General features: G+C 65.1%; 15 protein-coding genes. 3 read left to right on the forward strand and 12 right to left on the reverse strand.

Going from position 1 to position 18,696, the window contains the following annotated elements; translation table 11 throughout:
• Positions 1-8 precede the first annotated feature (8 nt).
• The 4 genes from M2267_RS24875 to M2267_RS24890 form a co-directional block, all read right to left on the reverse strand.
• Entirely contained in the window at positions 9-515 is a 507-nt protein-coding gene (locus M2267_RS24875; RefSeq protein ID WP_429118119.1) for a DoxX family protein, read from the reverse strand.
• Between the two features lie 4 nt (positions 516-519).
• Complete coding sequence (locus M2267_RS24880) at positions 520-1,323, reverse strand: HvfC/BufC family peptide modification chaperone (protein WP_429118121.1); 804 nt, start codon at positions 1,321-1,323, stop codon at positions 520-522.
• Complete coding sequence (bufB, locus tag M2267_RS24885; protein ID WP_429118124.1) at positions 1,310-2,236, reverse strand: MNIO family bufferin maturase; 927 nt, start codon at positions 2,234-2,236, stop codon at positions 1,310-1,312. The genes M2267_RS24880 and bufB overlap by 14 nt, the downstream gene beginning before the upstream one ends.
• A gap of 128 nt (positions 2,237-2,364) precedes the next feature.
• Complete coding sequence (locus M2267_RS24890; RefSeq protein WP_043624401.1) at positions 2,365-2,688, reverse strand: BufA1 family periplasmic bufferin-type metallophore; 324 nt, start codon at positions 2,686-2,688, stop codon at positions 2,365-2,367.
• A 208-nt stretch (positions 2,689-2,896) separates the two neighbouring features.
• Here M2267_RS24890 and M2267_RS24895 point away from each other — a divergent pair, with 208 nt between their 5' ends.
• On the forward strand, positions 2,897-3,433 hold the full coding sequence (locus M2267_RS24895) for a sigma-70 family RNA polymerase sigma factor (protein ID WP_429118328.1): 537 nt from the start codon (positions 2,897-2,899) through the stop codon (positions 3,431-3,433).
• Between the two features lies 1 nt (position 3,434).
• A complete protein-coding gene (locus M2267_RS24900) occupies positions 3,435-4,073 on the forward strand; it encodes an NrsF family protein (protein ID WP_429118128.1) in 639 nt (212 codons plus the stop codon).
• Positions 4,074-4,328: 255 nt separating this feature from the next.
• Here M2267_RS24900 and M2267_RS24905 read toward each other — a convergent pair whose 3' ends face one another.
• Complete coding sequence (locus M2267_RS24905) at positions 4,329-5,120, reverse strand: DeoR/GlpR family DNA-binding transcription regulator (RefSeq protein ID WP_429118131.1); 792 nt, start codon at positions 5,118-5,120, stop codon at positions 4,329-4,331.
• 240 nt (positions 5,121-5,360) lie between these two features.
• Between M2267_RS24905 and M2267_RS24910 the strand changes: the two genes are divergently transcribed.
• Positions 5,361-8,660, forward strand: a complete 3,300-nt coding sequence (locus M2267_RS24910) for an autotransporter domain-containing protein (RefSeq protein WP_429118134.1) — start codon at positions 5,361-5,363, stop codon at positions 8,658-8,660.
• 89 nt (positions 8,661-8,749) lie between these two features.
• Here the strand turns inward: M2267_RS24910 and M2267_RS24915 are convergent, their stop codons facing one another.
• The 7 genes from M2267_RS24915 to M2267_RS24945 all read right to left on the reverse strand — a co-directional run bounded on the left by M2267_RS24915 (position 8,750) and on the right by M2267_RS24945 (position 18,524).
• Positions 8,750-9,412, reverse strand: a complete 663-nt coding sequence (locus tag M2267_RS24915) for a histidine phosphatase family protein (RefSeq protein WP_429118137.1) — start codon at positions 9,410-9,412, stop codon at positions 8,750-8,752.
• A gap of 88 nt (positions 9,413-9,500) precedes the next feature.
• Positions 9,501-10,601, reverse strand: coding sequence for an ABC transporter ATP-binding protein (locus M2267_RS24920; RefSeq protein ID WP_429118140.1), 1,101 nt, complete (start codon positions 10,599-10,601; stop codon positions 9,501-9,503).
• 16 nt (positions 10,602-10,617) lie between these two features.
• Entirely contained in the window at positions 10,618-12,327 is a 1,710-nt protein-coding gene (locus M2267_RS24925; RefSeq protein WP_429118143.1) for an ABC transporter permease, read from the reverse strand.
• 122 nt (positions 12,328-12,449) lie between these two features.
• Entirely contained in the window at positions 12,450-13,769 is a 1,320-nt protein-coding gene (locus M2267_RS24930; protein WP_429118146.1) for an ABC transporter substrate-binding protein, read from the reverse strand.
• Between the two features lie 158 nt (positions 13,770-13,927).
• A complete protein-coding gene (locus M2267_RS24935; RefSeq protein ID WP_429118149.1) occupies positions 13,928-15,268 on the reverse strand; it encodes a sigma-54-dependent transcriptional regulator in 1,341 nt (446 codons plus the stop codon).
• Entirely contained in the window at positions 15,265-17,166 is a 1,902-nt protein-coding gene (locus tag M2267_RS24940) for an ATP-binding protein (RefSeq protein ID WP_429118151.1), read from the reverse strand. The genes M2267_RS24935 and M2267_RS24940 overlap by 4 nt, the downstream gene beginning before the upstream one ends.
• Positions 17,167-17,168: 2 nt before the next feature.
• Positions 17,169-18,524, reverse strand: a complete 1,356-nt coding sequence (locus M2267_RS24945) for an ABC transporter substrate-binding protein (RefSeq protein ID WP_429118154.1) — start codon at positions 18,522-18,524, stop codon at positions 17,169-17,171.
• Positions 18,525-18,696 lie beyond the last annotated feature (172 nt).

The following is an 18,696-nucleotide window of genomic DNA, read 5'->3' on the forward strand; positions in this document are numbered from 1 at the left end:
GCAGCCTATCACCCGCCCTTGCGCCAGGCGCACAACAAGTGATCGAGCGACAGCTTGCCGGGACCGGAGGCCATCAGCGCGAGCGCCATGGCTGCCCAGGTAATGTGGATCGGCCAGCCATCCGGCACGGTCAGCTGCACGACGATCGTCATCACCAGCAGGCCGAGGGCGGCAAAGCGGGTTGCCAGGCCGAAAACGAGCAGAATTGGCAGAACGATTTCCGCCGAGCCGGCCGCAAAGGCCGTTACGGCAGGAGCGGGGTAGGGATAGGGTCCGCCCGGCAGATGCAGCTGGAACTCGGAGCTGAAAAGCAGCACCGCCACGTCGTTCAACTGCAGGAAGCCGTCCCACTTGCTCATGCCGGATCGGAAGAAGGGGACCGCAAGGCCAAAGCGCAGCACAAGCTGGGAGAGCCAGAGCGGCGCAAGCACGCCGACGGCGCGGTTCCCTCGACGGGCCCATTGCGACAGGTCGGCAGGACTGCCGTTCTGCGAAAATCTGGATGCGGACATCATGGTTTCATCCTCCGTGATGAACGGCCGCAAAAGCGCCGGCTTCGAGCGCGGTGGCGATTGCGGCTGTAAGATCGAGCGTGGGAGATCGGGTTGAAGCTTCCGCGGCGGCCGCGGCGAGGGGAACGCCTGCCAGCAGGCGCGAAAGCAGGAGATCGGCGCCGGGCGCGAGGTTTCGAACGATGACGTCGAGGCCGGGCCGGGTAATCAGCGCGCTCTCCGGATCAGCCGTTTCGATGCGCTCGACCGGTCCGCGCCCGCGGTTGACGGCAAAGATCGTGACGGCCGGATAATCGGAACGCACTATCCTGCTTGCCGGATGCCGTTCGAAAACGACGTCGCCAAGCCGCTCGGGCGGAACCAGGGAAAGCGCTGACGGCGCAAGCGCCGGCGCATCGGCGGCATGATAGGCGTCGAGCCAGGCGCGCTCGATCCTGGCAACGTCGGCAAGCCAGGGCATTCCCTTCGCGTATTCGTAGCGCGCGATGAAATCGGGAAAGTCGTGGCCGTATTCGAAAAGCAGCGGCGAGTTCGGCGGCGTCTCCCGCACGTGAAAGCGCGCCATGGCGCGGAAGAAGGCCTCGCCGGTGATGCGCTCGGTTGCCGGAAAGGTCGCCGCCAGCGCCTCGATCAGGCTGACCGTGACGTTGTTGCGATAGACATTGAAGCGCTTCACCGCCGCCTTGCCGTTCGGACCGGCGACAACGGCCGGTGTCGGCCGGTCGGGTGCAAGCAACGGCGGCACGAAACCGGCGGCATAGCTGCTGGCTCGGCCGATCGGGACGGGGAGCGTTGCGTCAGGCGCGGACACGGATCTTCTCCTGCGACAGCCGTTGCCCGTGAGCATCGAGGATCGCTTGCGCCGCCATGGCCTCGCGCTTCAGCACCGGCCAGTCGGGAATGGCGCTGTCCCATTCGATCAGTGTCGGGATGGCGCCGCTCCTGGCGATGACGATTTCATAGAGTTTCCAGACGGCGTCTGCGACCGGACCGTCATGGCTGTCGATCAGCAGAAGCTCGCCTTCGTCGTCTTCCTGCTCCGCATGCCCGGCAAGGTGGATCTCGCCGACATGCTCCAGCGGAAAGTCGCCGAGGTAGTCGCGCGCCGAATAGCCCTGGTTGGTGGCCGAGACGAAGACGTTGTTGATGTCGAGCAGCAGCCCGCAGCCGGTGCGTTTCACCAGTTCGCGGATGAAGGCCGTTTCGCTCATCGTCGATTCCGGGAACGTCACATAGGTCGAGGGGTTTTCGAGCAGCAGCCGGCGTCCGATCGTTTCCTGGACCTCGTCGATATGCGCGGCAACGCGCGCAACGGTCGCTTCGGTATAGGGCAGCGGCAAAAGGTCGTTGTAGAAGGTGGTTTCGTGGGTCGACCAGGCGAGATGCTCGGAGACGAGCGCCGGCTCATAACGGTCGAGCAGCGCCTTGAACCGGGCGAGATGCGCCTTGTCGAGCGGCTGCGGGCCGCCGATCGACATGCAGACGCCATGGAGAGAGACCGGAAACTGCTCGCGGATGCGGCTCAGCGCCGCGTGCGGCGGGCCCCCGGCGCCCATGTAGTTTTCCGCATGAATTTCGAAAAAACCTCCCGGGGCTTCATCGGCGAGGATCGCCTGAAGGTGCTGGTGCTTGAAGCTCGTTCCGGCCAGCCCGGCAATTTGATGGTTCGGCAGGCGAGGGCTCACCGGGGCAAGTCCGCTGCCGTCGTTGGTTGAAGTGCGCATTGCCAATCCCGTTCCAATCCTGTGAGCGTTGATGGCGGGCGGGAGCGTTGCTCGACCGGCCATCCCCTTGAAAACCGAAGTGCAACGGGAGGCGATTGCCCCGCCTCCCGTTTCCGTCTTGTCGTGGATCAGGACGCCATGTCGCGGGAGAGCGGTTCGGGCGAGCCCTTGCGGCCGTCGGGCAGTTCCATCGTCGTGCAGGTGCCGCCGTCGACGAATTTCCAGGCGTTGCCCTGGTAGTCGACCGTCGAGGTTGCCTGGCAGGTGGTGCCGGGCCCGGCAGCGCAATCGTTCTGGCCCTTGAGCGCGACGCCGAAGCATTTTTCCTTGCCCGCATCCATGGCGGACTTGACCTGTGCTTCGGTGAGCGGTGCAGCGGTCGCAAGCGACGACAGGGCCGCGGCCACAGCACCGGCCAACATTGCGGTGCTGATCGTGGACTTCGTGGACATGAATGTGTCTCCGTGTTGAATTGATCGAGTGCGCTCGTGACTGAGGCGCACATCGGGTCTTTCGCCACGCAGGTGTCGGGCGTTACATAACGTTGGCAACACGCTTTCGTGATGGGTTCGCGAGGCCGGTCCGAGCAGACAGCAGCCGTGAATTTGCGATAGCCGTGTAACAAATGCCGGGAATCGGCGAATGGGAGGAAGGGCCCGGGTGAGCGGCGCGGACGACGAACATCTCGCAGGGCTTCTTCGCGCGGCCGTGGCCGGCGACGAAAAGGCCTATGCCGACTTCCTGCGGGACGCGGCGCAGGTGATCCGTGGCTGGGCCCGGCGCTGGACCATCGGCGGTGGCGTCGATGCGGAGGACGTCGTGCAGGAGGCGCTGCTGGCGGTGCACGTCAAGCGCCACACCTGGCGGGAGGACGCGCCCGTCATCCCGTGGCTGCATGCCGTCGCCCGGCACAAATACGTGGATGCCGTGCGCCGACAAGCTCGCCGCCCGACGGTGGGCATCGAAGGGCTCGAAGAGACGCTGCCGAGCGTCGAAACCGAGACGGCCAGGGATTGGGAGATCGGCCGGGCGCTGGAGGGGCTCGCTCCGGGCCAGCGTTCGGTGGTCAGCGCGATCTCGGTCGAGGGGTTCACCGTGGCCGAGACGGCGCAGAAACTGGACATGAACGAAACGGCGGTCCGGGTGGCGCTGCACCGCGGCCTTGCTGCAATCGCCCGCCGATTTGGACGAAACTGAGATGGATACGAACGACCTCATCAAGGCTCTCGCAGCGGACAATCGGCGCCCCGGTCTGCCGATGAACACCGTATGGCCCGCTGTGGCGATCGGCGCGCTCGTCCTCGCCGGTGTCGCGTTTTCGATCCTGCTCGGCCCGCGGCCGGATATCGCCGCTGCTGCCGAGACGGTTCGGTTCCTGTTCAAGTTCGTGGTGACGATCGCGCTTGCTGCGGCCGCCTTTGCGGCCATGCGCGTCGCTGCCTGGCCCGATGCGGACCCGCGCCGGTTGGTGCCTTTTCTTGGCATCGCGCCGCTGCTCGTTGCCGGTGGCGTACTGTTCGAACTTCTTGCCGTGCCATCCGATGCCTGGGCGACGAAACTCGTCGGAACCAATTATCTGGTGTGCATGACCTTCATTCCGCTGATCGGCCTTGCACCCCTAGGACTGTTCCTTGTCGCGCTGCGCCATGGCGCGCCATCGCGCCCCGGCTTTGCCGGCGCCCTGGCAGGGCTTGCAGCCGGCGGCATTGCCGCGACCTTCTACGCCGCCCATTGCCCGGACGACTCGCCGCTCTTCGTCGCGACCTGGTACACGATCGCGGTCCTGATATTGACGGTGCTTGGGGCGTTGGGCGGTCGCTGGGCCGTGCGCTGGTAGCAGTCGCACGGGCGCTTGCCGGCGCTGAAAACAAAAAAGGCCGGCAATGCCGACCTTTTCCCGTTCGCTGCGTCACACTGCCAGTACATCCGTGGTCAGCATTTGCGCGCGAACTACGCCCGGAGCCTTCGGTTGATCATATCCGTCGCGCTCCACGGGCAATTCGTTGATGCCTATGTGTGGTGTCGGGTGAAGGGTTTCAAGCCCCCGGCAAAAATCGCTGCCGGCATCCCTCGGTACTGGCTCCCCCCGACGCTAGCAATGAACGCTGACGCCGTGCTCGCGCAGCAGGGCGACGATCTGTTCGTCGGGCAGCCGGTCGGTGACCAGCGCATCGATATCGGCAAGCGATGCCAGCCGTACCAGCGCGCGCCGTCCGAACTTGCTGCTGTCGACGGCGAGAATGACGCGCTCGGCCTGGCGCATGGCGGCCGAGACAGCGGCGACTTCGGCATGGTCGTCGTCGCCGATATCACCGTCCTGGTCGATGCCGCTGACGGAGATGATGGCGACGTCGAACTTGAATTTGCGGATGTAGTCGGCGGTCTCCTCGCGGAACACGCCGGCATCTACCTGGCGCACGAAGCCGCCGGGCACGGCGACGGCAAAGCTGCTGCTTTCGCTGAGCGTGGTCGCGACGCGCAGGCTATAGGTGACGACGCGCAGGTCGCGGCGCTTGAGAAGGCCCCGCGCCACCGCCTCGCACGTCGTTCCGGTGTCGAGAAACACGGCAGCGCCGTCGGCAACAAGTTCCGCGGTCAGTTGCCCGATGCGTTCCTTCAGCTCCGCGTTGTCGATGCGCCGCTGGCGGTAGATGTTGGGATCAACCGGGGTCGCAATGGTCGCGCCGCCGTGCAGGCGCCGCACCTTGCCCTCCTGTTCGAGCGCCATGATATCGCGCCGTGCCGTCTGGGTGGTGACGCCGAACAGGCCGGTAATCTCCTCGATCGAAATATAGTGGTTCGTTTGTAGATGGCTGAGAAGCTGCGCTTGCCTGCGCGCCTTCTTGTCCCCACCCACAATATCCCGATCGTCCATCACCCTCATCCTCATTGCCCCTCAGCACGTTTTGCTACCATAGGGCCAACGCCGATCTCCAAGGAAATCGGCGCAGCACCTGTGGGCCGCGCGAAATTTTATAGTGCCCTATGAAATGTTGTAAAACTGACATTTGACTCGCCTAATGTCCGTAATCGTACATTTCAGGGAACTCTTCCGCTCATCAACACCATCGCCATGAAGGTCTTGTGACGGAGCGTGTTCGCATCGCGACATTGGAGCAAGATAATGAGACAACGTGGACACGACCTCCGCGGGGTGCGGGCTTTCGCGCGCCTTACGCAACCGTTGCGCCTGGCGACGGCGATCCTTCTGTGCGGCACGAGCCTGACGCTCTCGGCGGCCGAGGCCCGCGCCGCTGACGACAGCATGAAGATCCTGACGCTGAATACCTGGCTGGACCGCTTCAAGGCCAACCCGAGCGTCATGTCGGACTTCTTCATCAAGGGGAACTACGACATCCTGACTTTCCAGGAGTTCCGCGCCAACAGCACTTACGCGCGTGACATTCCGGGTATTCTCAAGAATGCCGGCCTCGGCACTTACGCCACGCGCCAGGACAGCGATACCGGCGTGTTCTCGCGCCTGCCCGGCACCTTCGGTGCCAGCACGCTCGGCGACATCGTGACCTACACGGTGGTCGACCCGACGGTCAGCAAGCCGCAGGTGGTCGTCGGCACCACCCATCTCAACTATTACGACCCGGCGACGACGCGCATCAGCGAAGCCAAGGGTATCAACCAGTGGGCCAAGGGGGAGACGCGGCCGATCATTCTCACCGGCGACTTCAATGCCGGCGACGTCTCGGAACGCGGCCTGCATTCGGTCAGCCAGCAGGAATTGTTGCTGAAGACCTACGTCAAAAGCCCCAGCAACAGCTTCTATCTGAGCCTCCTGCGCGACTACGCCAAAGACCAGCAGAAGCTCGACGCCTATATCGCCGAGTGGAAAGGCAAGAGCGCCTCGGCGATCAACGCCTCGACGGTGCCGTCAGGCCTCTTTGCCGACGAGATGTATCCGGTTGCCGGCAACCTGCCGCAGACGATGAACATCCTGAAGAAACAGTTCCAGATCCTGCAGCTTCCGAACGAGCGCGAACAGTTCTCGCCGCATGCTCTGAACGACGGCAGCGTCACCTGGCCATCGCACGGCGAGGACGCCACCAACACCTGGGCAAGCTGGCACCGGGTGAAGATCGACCACTTCCTGGCGTCGCGCCCGTTCGGCAAGTGGTGGACGCTCGCCGACGATCCGAAGGACCCCTATTCCGGCGTCATCACCGACGTCAGCTACGTGACCAATCCGGATGGATCGAAGACGCCGCTTTCGGATCATGAGCCGGTTGCGCACACGGTGCGCTGGGTTGGCCCGGTGCTGCAGAACTACACGGATCCGGCGACCTCGGCGGCCAAGACCCGCATTGTCTGGGGCGACGAAGCCTCGACCTTCACTGAAAAGGGTGGGGTGTTCAACCTCAGCCGCAACAACATGCGCAACGACGTCTATCTCGGCCAGATCGCCGACGAGAATGGCCTGCCGATCCTTGCCGGCCTGACCGACCAGGAAAAGAAGACGTTGCTCGACTGCAAGAGCACTGATGCGCGCTTCCAGCAGGCGATCCGCGACTATTGCATCGACGACCACTCCTATATCGGCGAAACGCTGGTGACCGACGGCGGCACTGTGGTCGTCGAAGAGGATGCAGCCCTCGGCAGCGCAGCGGCGAAGCTCCGGCTCGACGGCGGGGCGCTCCGGATCGCCGGCCGCGACATGCACCAGATCAACCGCGATATCGTGCTGGAAGCGGGCGGCGGTTCGCTTGATGTCGCCGATGCGGCAAACGTCGTTGCCGTCAACAAGGCGATCAGCGGCAGCGGTGGCTTCACCAAGCTCGGCGCCGGGGCGCTCGTGCTCAACGGCCAGAACACCTATACCGGCGCGACCGTGGTCAAGTCCGGCCTGCTCTCGGTGCAAGGGTCGATCGCTTCGTCTTCGGGGCTCACCGTCGAAAAGGACGGCGCCATCGGCGGCATCGGAACGTTCGGCAGCATCACCATTGCCGACGGCGGCGTGATCGCGCCCGGCAATTCGATCGGTACGCTCAACGTTGCCGGCGATATCAATTTTGCGGCCGGCTCCACCTATCAGGTCGAGGCCAACGACAAGGGTGAGAGCGACAAGATCGTCGCGTCAGGCAAGGCGACGCTCAACGGCGGCTCGGTCCTGGCACTTGCGGCCAATGGCAGCTACGCGCCGCAGACCAGCTACACGATCCTGACGGCTTCAGGCGGCGTGACCGGTACCTTTGCGGACGTCGCATCCAGCCTCGTCTTCCTCGACCCGACGCTCGGCTACGACGCCAACAGCGTGACGCTGACGCTCAGCCGCAACGACATCCGCTTCGCGGACGTTACCGAGACCGCCAACCAGCGGGCAACGGCGATCGCCGCCGAAAGTCTCGGCTTCTCCAATGCCGCCTATTCGGCGCTCACCAACCTCGACCGCGCACAGGCGCGTTTTGCCTTCGACCAGCTCTCGGGCGAGATCCATGCCTCGACCAAGGGGATGCTGCTGCAGGGCGGTCTGCTTCTGAACGCGGCAGCCACCAACCGCATCCGTGCGGCCTTCGGCGATGACAGCACCAAGGCGACGCCGGTGCTCGCCTATGGCGAAGGCGGCATCGAAAGCGTTGCGGCCGATACCGAGCGCTTCGCCTTCTGGAGCCAGGCCTTCGGCACCTGGGGCGATACGGACGGCAACGGCAATGCGGCGGGCTTCCAGCGCAATGTCGGTGGTTTCCTCATGGGTGCCGACGGTCTTGTCGGTGACAACTGGCGCGCCGGCCTCTTTGGCGGCTACAGCCGCTCGACCTTCGACGTGGTCGATCGTCGTTCCTCGGGAGACAGCGACAACTACCATATCGGCGCCTATGCCGGGACCGGGCTTGGCGCGCTGTCGCTGACGGCGGGTGCGACCTATAGCTGGCACCGCATCGAAACGACCCGTAGCGTAGCCTTCGGCGGCTTCGACGACAGCCTGTCGGCGGCCTATGATGCCCGCACCGCCCAGATCTTCGGCGAGGCGAGCTATGCGGCAAGTGCCGGTCGCTTCGATTTCGAGGGTTTCGCCAATCTCGCCTATCTCAACCTCGACACGGACGGTTTCCGTGAAAAGGGCGGAGCAGCGGCGCTCTCGAGCCGCTCGGACAACACCGACACGACCTTCACGACGATCGGCGTGCGCACCTCGACCGACGTGTCCTTCGGCGAAACGGCGGCGGTCCTGAGCGGCACCGTCGGTTGGCGCCATGCCTTCGGCGATGTCGTGCCGACCTCGACGCTCGCCTTTGCCGGCGGCCAGGGCTTCACGGTCGGCGGCGCGCCGATCGCCCGGGATGCCGCGCTCGTCGAAGCGGGTATCGACTTCAAGATCGCTCCGACCGCGACCTTTGGCGTCAACTACACCGGCCAGATCGCCTCCGGCGTTTCCGACCACGGCGTCAACGCCAAGCTGAAGGTGAGCTTCTAAGGGGCGTAATATATCGCTTTGAATATCGAACGCCGCGCATGGCCTCCATGCGCGGCGTTTCTTGTGGCTGGTTGCGGCAGCCTGGTCGATCAGATCCAGACGGTCCTTCCGGCGCCATCGCAGCCAAGGGCGCGCAGGATGTTGAGGGGCACGTCGAGCATGGTCTCGCGGCCTGCGGTCAGTAGGAACGAGGCCGTCTGCGGTTCGCGATAGGCAAGAATCTCGTCGCGCGAGGCGGCGGTGTAGATGCCGCGCAGCGCCCTGAGGCAGCCGCTATGGGTAACCACGACATGGCGCCGGCCGCGCTCGAGCGTGTCGAGCCAGGCTTCGAGGCGCGCTGCAAGCGCCGTCCGGCTTTCACCGCCCGGCATCGAATAGTCGAAAGGGTCGGCGCTGTGCGCCTCGTACTGGTCCACAAGATCCCGCTCGATCTCGTCATGGGCGAGCCCCTCCCAGGCGCCATAGGAGCGTTCGGCGAGGGCAGCCGCCTCGGCAAAACGATCGAAGGGGATCGACCAGGTATCGGCGAGGATCGATGCGGTCTGGCGGGCGCGGCCAAGCGGGCTCACCCAGAAGGTGAGGTTCTTGTCCTCCTCGGCGATCCGTTCGGCAAGGCGCAGGCCGACGGCGAGCGCCTGGCGCACGCCATTGGCCGTCAGCGGCGTGTCCTTGCGGCCCTGCAGTCGACCGGCGACGTTCCATTGGGTTTCGCCGTGGCGGATGAGGATGAGGCTTGGAAGATCTTTTTTCATGCGGAACTCGGGTGTCAGCGGTATGGCGCTGCTTGAATGGAGGAGGGGTGCGTCCGCCGGCGAGATCGGCGGACGCGCGTCGCATGCTCTAATGGGCGAGCCATTGCGCCGACGACGGCTTGAGGCCGAGCGTTGTTGCCGCACCGGGTTCGAGAAGCGCGTCGCCGGAATGGAACGGCGCGTCGATCAGCACGGTCGCAGCCCCGATCCTCACGCCATAACGCACGGTCGCGCCCAGGAATTCGCGATGCGCGATGATGCCTTCGAGCGCGACGGCGCCGGGCTCGAGGCTGCCGATCGTCGCATATTGCGGCCGGAAGACGAGTTTGGCGCCTGCCGGCACGTCGGTGCCCGCCGGGATCGGGATGGAGCCGCCGCCAACCACTTCGAAGCTCCGGGACGCGCCTGATCCTGCCACCTTGCCGTCAAGGATGTTGGCCGTGCCGAGGAAGTTGGCGACGAACAGATTGGCCGGTTTCTCGTAGAGCCCCATCGGCGTTCCCACCTGCTGGATGCTGCCCTCGTTGAAGACGGCGATCCGGTCGCAGACCGTGTTGGCCTCCTCCTGGTCGTGGGTGACGAAGATCGTCGTCAGTTGCAGCCGCTGCTGCAATTCACGCAGTTCGCGCCGGACTTCGACGCGCATCTTGGCGTCGAGGTTCGACAGCGGCTCGTCGAGCAACAGCACCTTCGGCTCGATCGCAATAGTGCGGGCGAGCGCCACGCGCTGCTGCTGACCACCCGAAAGCTGCGACGGGCGTCGGTCGGCAAGGTGCTTGAGGCCGACGAGGTCCAGCGCCTTCTGGACGCGACTTTCGATCTCCGCGCGCGGCAGCCGACGCTCTTCGAGGCCGAAGGCGACGTTGGCGGCGACCGTCATGTGCGGCCAGAGCGCATAGGACTGGAAGACCATGCCGATGTCGCGCTTCCATGCGGGCATGTCGAGCACGTCCTGGCCGCCGATCACGACCTTGCCCTGGCGGGCGTTGTTGAAGCCGGCGATCAGCCTCAGAAGCGTGGTCTTGCCGCAGCCGGATGGGCCGAGGAAGGCGAAGAACTCGCCCGGCCGGATTTCAAGGTTGATGTCCTTCAGCACGTGAAGCGCGCCGTAGTAGAGATTGACGTCGCTGATGCTGATCGCCTTGGCGGGGCCGGCGGCGAGTGCAGCGCTGTTGATGTTCACTGTCATTGTTTTTCCTCCCGAATTACTTGGCCGTACCCAGCGCCTTCTGGCGGCGCTCGATGACGTAGTGGGACAGAAGCGTGCAGAGCGCGACCATGATCACGGCGATGACGCCGAGGGCTGCACCTGGTCCGCGACCGGCCGGCGATTGCATGAAGACGTAGAGCCCGTAGGCGATCGGCGCGTCCGAATTGCTCTGGATCAGCATCAGCGTCGCCGAGAGTTCGACGGCGGCCGTCGAGAAGCTGGTGACGAAACCAGCGAGCAGTCCGCCGGTCATCAGCGGCAGGACGATGCGGCGGATGGTCCGCTGCTTGGTCGCGCCGAGGTTTTCGGCGGCCTCTTCGAGCGATTCCGATACCTGCTGCAGGGCAGCGTAGCAGGCCCTGAGCGCATAGGGCAGGCGGCGGATGGCGAGCGCCAGAACCACCATGACCCAGAGGGTCGCCAGCGGCGTGCCGTCAGGCAGCGTGATGCCGTAGAAGGTTCTGAGATAGCCGATGCCGAGCACGACACCGGGGATGGCAAGTGCCGCGGTTGCTGCCCAGTCGAGCCAACGGCGGCCGATGACTTTCGTGCGCAGCACCAGATAGGCGATGGCGCCGCCGATGACCACGTCGATCAGGCCGGCAAGGCTGGCGTAGATTAGCGTGTTCTTGATGTAGAGCGAGCTTTCGCCGAAGACCCGGCCGTAGTGCGCGACGGTATAGGCGTCGGGCATCGGGCTGAACGACCAGACCGTTGCAAAGGAGAGCAGCAGCAGGCCGATATGCGGTGACAGAACCAGAAGCAGGATGAGCGCGACGACACCATAGGCAATGACGCTCTCGCCACGGCTGAGCTTGCGCCTGGAAAGACCACCGCCGCCGCGCTGCACCGTCGAATAGTCCTTGCCGCGCATGGCGACCGCCGAGAGCCACATGGCGAAGATCGAGACGACGATCAGGATGACCGAGATGACGTAGCCCATGGGATCGGTCAGCCCGACCGAGGTCACGCGCAGATAGGCCTGCGGCGCCAGCATGTCCTTGACGTTGAGCAGCAGCGGCGTTGCCAGATCGTCAAACACCTTGACGAAGACGAGCGAGGCGCCGGCGAGATAGCCGGGCATGGCGAGCGGGAAGACGATGCGGCGGAAGAGGCGGAAGCCGGAGGAGCCGAGGTTCTGGGCGGCCTCTTCCATCGACCGGTCGATGTTGCGCAGGCTGGTCGACAGGTTGATCAGGATGAAGGGGAAGTAGTGCAGCGACTGCACGAAGATGACGCCGTTCAGCCCCTCCATGAACGGGATGCGGATGCCGAACCAGTCGTTCAGAAGCAGGTTCACCGTGCCGTTGCGGCCGAAGAGAAGCTGCATGGCCACCGCGCCGACGAAGGGCGGCATGATCAAGGGCACGAAGCCGAGCGTCTGGATGATCAGCGAACCGCGGAAGTCGAAGCGGGTCGTCAGCACCGCGAGCGGAAGCGCAATGGCGCTCGCCCAGACGACCGACATCCCGGACACATAGACGGAGTTGAAGAAGGACCGGCGGAAGAGGTCGGTGTTGAAGAAGTCGATGAAGTTGACGATGGTCAGCGCACCGGTGCCCTTCTCGGTGAAGGCGGTGTAGATGACCGTGCAGGCGGGGATGACCAGGAAGATCGCGAGAAACAGGGCGATCACCGAGACAGCCAGGATCTGGCCAGGTTTGGCCGCGGCGGGCCTGATGGGAACGGAAGCGACGAGCGCCATGGGGCAGACTCCGGAGTGAGTTCGGCCAGCCCGGCGCGAAAGGCGCGCCAGGGTCGGCGAAGCTTGAATGTTTGCGGGAGCTTGACCGCCCGCCGGGATGGGCAGGCGGTCGCTGTCGTCGCTTAGTCGACGAGGTTCAGGGCTTCGTCAGCCTTGGCCTTGGCGGCGGCATACTTCTCCGTCGCGAAGGCAGCCCACTTCTGTTCCAGTTCCGCCTGGCGCGCGGTCTTGTCCTCGCCGCCGGTAAAGGCGTCACGGGTCTCCTTGCTCGCCGCCTCGTCCGCCGTGATCGGCATGGCGGCAACCAGGGCCTTGGCCTCATCGAGAAGCGCGCGGGCGGCCGGCTGCTCGTTGGCGGCAAGCGCCTTTTCGGCCGCATGGATCGCCTGGGTGGCGCCCTTGAGGTTTTCGAGCTGGAAAGAGATCAACTGGTCGAATAGCGTGTCGACGACATCCGTGCGCTTCTTCGAAACGTCGCTGTCAAACGTGATCATCGACTGGAAGCGCGGATCCTTGAAGGGGTTCGGGAAGCCTTCGGGCGCCTTGGCGTAGAGTGCCGGGTTGATCGGCAGACGACGGATTGCCGGCTCGAGCAGCACTTCCTGGCCCTTCTCCGACAGGATGTAGTTGACGAAGGCTTCAGCGCCGGCCTGGTTCGGCGCATTGGCGACGATGCCGATATTGGCCGGAACGACCGTCGTGACCGAGGGATAGGCGAAGCTGACCGGGAAGCCGCTCGCCTGGGCCGAGAAGGCGAAGAAGTCGATGACGATGCCGATGCCGGTCTGGCCGGAGTTGACCGCATCCGGAACGCCGAAGGAGCGTTCGGTCACCTGCTGCAGGTTGCCGCCGATGCCCTTCAGCGTACTCCAGCCCTTGTCCCAGCCTTCGCCCTGCAGGATCGTCTCGATCGTCAGGTGGGTGGTGCCGGAGCGCGAGGGCGCGGCGATGGCGACGTGGTCGAAATATTCCGGCTTGGCGAGATCGCCCCACTCGGCCGGCTTCGGCAGATTGTTGGCTTCCAGGTAACGGTCGTTCGACATGATGCCATAGCCCGATGCGGCAAAGCCGAAATAGAAACCATCAGGATCGTTGACCGGATAGGAGCCGACCTTTTCCGGCAGGCCCGTCACCGACGGGGTGAACTTGGCGAGCAGTTGCCTGCTCTTCAGGCTGTCGAAGGCGTCAGGGGCCGATGCCCAGAACAGGTCGACCTGATTGTTGACCTTGGTCTCGTCGATGTACTTGACGCCCGAGCTGGTGCTCTTGTTCTGGACGTCGAGGGTGAAGCCGGGGTTGGCGGCCTCGAAGCCGGCCTTGAACGGGTCGGTCACGTCCTTGGAGAACGAGGTGACGATCGTCACCTTGCCGCCGTCTTGCGCGTGGGCCGTCACGATGAAGGCAGCCGACATCAGCATCGCTGCTGCGATGGTTTTCAACATAGGTATCTCCTCCCAATAGACCGCCAATGCTTGGCGGCTGTCCTCTTGAGAGCAAGGCCCGTGCCAGATCGAAAATCCCGGAAAACCAGCCAGTTTCAGATCGAAATGGGTAAGAAAGGTAACATCGGGGCCGGTGAGGCGGGGTCAAAAGGGTAACATCACCCCTCGTCACCATCGGCCCGGGCATCGATGTCGAACTTGCGCATCTTCAGATAGAGCGTCTTGCGGGAGATCCCGAGCGCATCGGCGGTCGCACCCACGCGGCCTTCATGCCTGGCGAGACCGTTGATGAGGATGGTTCGCTCCAGCCGATCCATCTGTGCTTCCAGCGTCTCGCCGCCTGCCGTCGCGGCTTCGGTGTCCGGGCGCTCTTCGAGCCCGAGCACGAAGCGCTCAGCGACATTGCGCAATTCGCGCACGTTGCCGGGCCAGGGGCGAGCGTTGAGATCGGCCAGAAGATCCGCGCCCACCGGCGGTGGGGTGCGTCCCTGACGCTTCGCGGCAAGGCCGAGGAAGTGATGGAACAGGAGGCCGACATCGCCCTTACGGCGCGCGAGCGGCGGCAGTTCGACCCGAGCGATGTCGAGGCGATAGGCAAGGTCTTCTCGGAATTCTCCCCGTCGCGCGGCCTCGTGCAGGTCGGCCTTGGTCGCTGCCACCACGCAAATGTTGACCGGCAGTTCGACGTTCGACCCGAGCCGTTCGATCACGCGCTCCTGCAGCACACGCAGCAGCCGCACCTGGGCCGCGAGCGGCATCGACTCGATCTCGTCGAGAAACAGCGTGCCGCCATCGGCATATTCGATCTTGCCGATGCGTTTTTCGCGCGCACCGGTAAAGGCGCCGGCCTCGTGGCCGAAGAGCTCGGATTCGAGCATGGTCTCGGGGATGGCTCCGCAGTTGACGGCGACGAAACGGCCCTTGCGGCCGCTGAAGTCGTGCAGCGCCCTTGCGGTCACTTCCTTGCCGGTGCCGGTATCGCCGATGATCAGCACATCGGCACTGGCCGCCGCAATGCGCTGCAGTTTTTCGCGCAGTGTCACCATCGGCGCGGAATGCCCGATCAGCCGCGTTTCCCAGCCGTCCTTGTCGACGGAGAGGCGCAGCCGCCGGTTTTCGAGCAGCAGGCGCCGGTGATCGCGGGCGCGGCGCACGGTCTCGATCAGGTGGACCGGATCGGCCGGCTTTTCGAGGAAGTCCCAGGCGCCTTCGCGCATCGCGCGCAGCGCCATCGGGATGTCGCCATGCCCGGACATCAGTACGATCGGGATATCGGGATCGATCTTGCGCACGGCGGCGACCAGGTCGAAGCCGTCATGATCGGGCATGCGCACATCCGAGACGATCACGGTGTCGCTGTCGGCGCGCAGGCCGGCGAGCGCCGAGATGACGGAACCGTGCGGGGCGACGGTGAAGTCCTCCAATTCCAGCACCTGGCAGCAGGCCTCAAGCACGCTGGCGTCGTCGTCGATCAGGATGATGTCCGCTTCCGGTCTCATTCCGGGCCTTTCAGGGATACGAGGAATCGTGTGCCGGTCGGGCCGGTGTCAAGGACAGCGATATCACCGCCGAAATCCTTGACGATATTGTAGGAGATCGACAGGCCGAGGCCGAGCCCCGAGCCTACCGGCTTGGTGGTGAAGAACGGATCGAACACGGCCGGCAGGTTATCCGCGGCGATGCCGTGCCCGGTATCGCCGACGATCAGGCGGGCGGCGCCACCGGTCATTTCGACGCTGACAGTCACGCGCCGAAGCGGCCGGTCGGAGACCGCATCGAGCGCATTGCCGACGAGATTGACGGCGACCTGCTCGAGCCGGACCGGTTCGGCCATGACCATTGCCGGGCCGCCTTCCGGCAACGAAAGCTCGAGCCCGACGCTCTCCTCCTCGAAACGATGTTCGAGCAGGCTGAGCGCGTCCCGCACCGCTGCGGTCAGATCGACCGGCCGCAGCTGCGCGTCCGGCCGCCGGGCAAAGCGGCGGATATGGCTGATTTGGTCGGCCATGCGTCCCGTCAGCCCCTTCATCTTGTCGAGGTTGTTGACCGCCTGTTCGCCCTTGCCGCGGCCGATCAGCGTGGCGGCGTTGTGGATGTGTGCGCGAAGGGCGGCCAGCGGCTGGTTGAGTTCGTGGCCGATGCCGGCCGCCATCTGGCCGAGGGCCGCGAGCTTTGCCGACTGGATCAGCTCGTCGCGGGTCTGGCGAAAGAGGGTCAGCGCACGCGAGAGGTCGCCGAGCTCGTCGGCCTCGGGCGGCGGGATCGCCGTGGAATGCCGGCCCGCGCTGATCGCGCCGGCGGCCGTCGCCAGCAGGCGGATACGGGCGATGAGGTTGCGGTGGACGTAGAAGTAGCCGATGGCGCTTGCCACCAGCACCGAGAGGATGGCGATCGCGAGCAGCAGGCTGCGCCCGGTTTCGATTGCCGCGGCCGCGCGTCGCGCGGCGTCCCCGGCGCTGGCCTCGATCGCCACCACCTCCGTTTCGATCTTGCGGCCAAGCTCCTCGACCAGCCGGCCGTTTTCGCCGGCAAGTTCGGCAAGTGTGCCGGCCTGCAGCATTTCCGAGCGCTTGCGATTGGGGATGCCCGTCGAGGCGTTGGACTGGTCGAGAATGCGCCCGGCAAGCTGCCGCACGGTGATGCTGTCGGGCCAGCTGTCGAGCGAGCGGGTGCGGCTTGCCAGTTCGTCGGCGCTGTCTCCGAGGAAGGCGTTGGTCTCCTGCATTTCCTCTTCGGTCGTGGCGTTGACGAGCCGCCCGATGAGACCGGTCGCAAGGTTCGCCTGGGAGACGACGGTCAGCAGCGCTTCGCTCTTCTGCTGTTCGGCGAGCGCGGCCGCACCCTGGCCCTTGCGGGTTTCCGCCTCGATGTTGAAGCGGATGTCGTCGACCAACGGGTCGGCTTCTTCCAGAAGATCGGCCTGGACCCAGCGAAGCTCGTCGATGTCCGAACGCATCGCCTCGCGCAGCGTGAAGCGCTTGCCGGCCGCAAGGTCGATCTTTTTCAGGTTGGTGCCGATGGCCTCGGCGAGCGGCAGCAGCGCCGCCGTGCTCGATTGCGCCGTGTTTTCTTCGAGCAGGGCGCGGAGGGTCTGGAGGCGCGTCGCGTAGACAGCGCGGATCTCGTTGTATTCGGTACGGTTCTCGGCGCCGGCAAGCACCGACGTCACGGAGCCGATGTCGGCCCCGGCCTTGGAGAGGCGCGACGCGAAGGCGAGCTGCGGCATCTGCTCGTCGGCCATGCGCGACAGTTCGCCCGACAGCCGCTCATAGGAAAGCCAGCCAACCACGCAGGCGCCGACGGCAAGCCCGACGATCGCGACGAAGGCAAGCACGAGGCGGGCGCCGATACCGAAGCGCCAGCGCGGCTGCCGGGCGGTCGTTTCGAGCACCGCCATCGTCACTGCCGCCACGGATGGAGATTGACGGATCCGCCGGATCGCGCGGCCGAGGACAGCAGCTGTTCCGTCTCGCTGAGGTTCTGCTCGATCCGCGCGCGCAGGCGGCTCGCGAGTTCCGCATGGGCAGGGGAGCGGGCAACGCCACGCGGCCATTCGCCTTGCAGGGCCCCCGCCACATTAGCGACTTCGCTTGCCGAAAGCGGGGGCTGGCCCAACAGCCGTCGCGCCCGGGCCAGCATGCTCAGCCGTTGCGCGTCTTCGATGTTCATCGCCTCCAGATCCGCGGCCCTCTTCCACAGTCGGGCAAGGGTTGCCCGGCGGCGCACGATATAGTCGTCGAAAATCAGATTGACGAGCCCGTATCTGCGCGCCGAAAGCGCCGCGTCGAAGCCGCCGGATTTCAGCAGGCGCTCGCCGTCTTCCTGTGGCAGCAGGCTGCCGTTGAGCGCGGGATTGACCGGGATGCGCGCGATTGCCGGCGACAGCAGGAGTTTCTGGCCAGCCTCCGAAAGCACGAAATCGACGAAGCGTTCGGCTGCCGGCACGTTGCGCGCCCGGGTGAGGATGCCGATGCTTGCCGGTACGAACACGGTGTCGGGCGGCAGGACGAAGACATTGCCGGCGCCGGCGAAATCCGGCGAGGTGGCGAGGAAGTCGATGGTGATGCCGATGCTGAAGCGCCGCTGCGCCACGCCGGAGGCCACCCCGAAGCTGCGGGCGGTTACCGTCGAGAGATTGCCGCCGAGCTGCGACAGCATCGCCCAGCCTTTCTCCCAGCCGTAGGTTTGCAGCAAGGCCTCGACGATCAGGTGCGTCGTACCCGAACGGGACGGCGTGGTGATGCCGATCTGGCCGGAATAGACGGGGTTCAGCAGATCCTGCCAGTTCTCCGGCACAGGCAGCTTGCTGCGCGCGAGATGGGCGGGATTGTAGACGAAGCCGTAGCCCGACAGCGCGAAGCCCAGATAATAGCCTTGGGGGTCGTTCACCGGGTAGCCGAAGACATGATCCGGTGCGCCGGTGTTGCGCGGCGCGATCGGACGCAGGCTCCCGTTGCGCTTCAGGAGTTCGAAGGCATCGGCCGCCGAGGCCCAGAAGATGTCGGCCGGCACATCCGCCTTCTCGATGACGAAGCGGCTGGCGCTCGCGGTGTTGCGCTGCACGATCGTCACTCGCATGTCGGCATTGGCGCGTTCGAACGCAGCGCGGAAGGGCTCGAAGAAGGACGGCGGATAGGAGGTGACCACCACGAGTTCCTGCTTCTCGACAGCACGCGCGGTCCCTGCAAACGCCATGAAGCCAAGGGTGATCAGCGGCAGCAGGGCCGCGACGATATCGAACCGGAACCTTGTCAATTCACTCCCACCGCGCATCGCCGTCCGGTCATTGCCGGTGCCGGTTGTCGCGGACCCTCCCCAAGATGCCGCCGTTTCGTGCCATGCACGGTCGGCGATCGCGGCGTACTCTGCTACGAACAGCACATCGCCGTAAACCCCGCAGGCATGTCGGAGACTGTTGCAAACAGGT

Source organism: Ensifer sp. KUDG1, assembly GCF_050434285.1.
Classification (GTDB): domain Bacteria; phylum Pseudomonadota; class Alphaproteobacteria; order Rhizobiales; family Rhizobiaceae; genus Ensifer.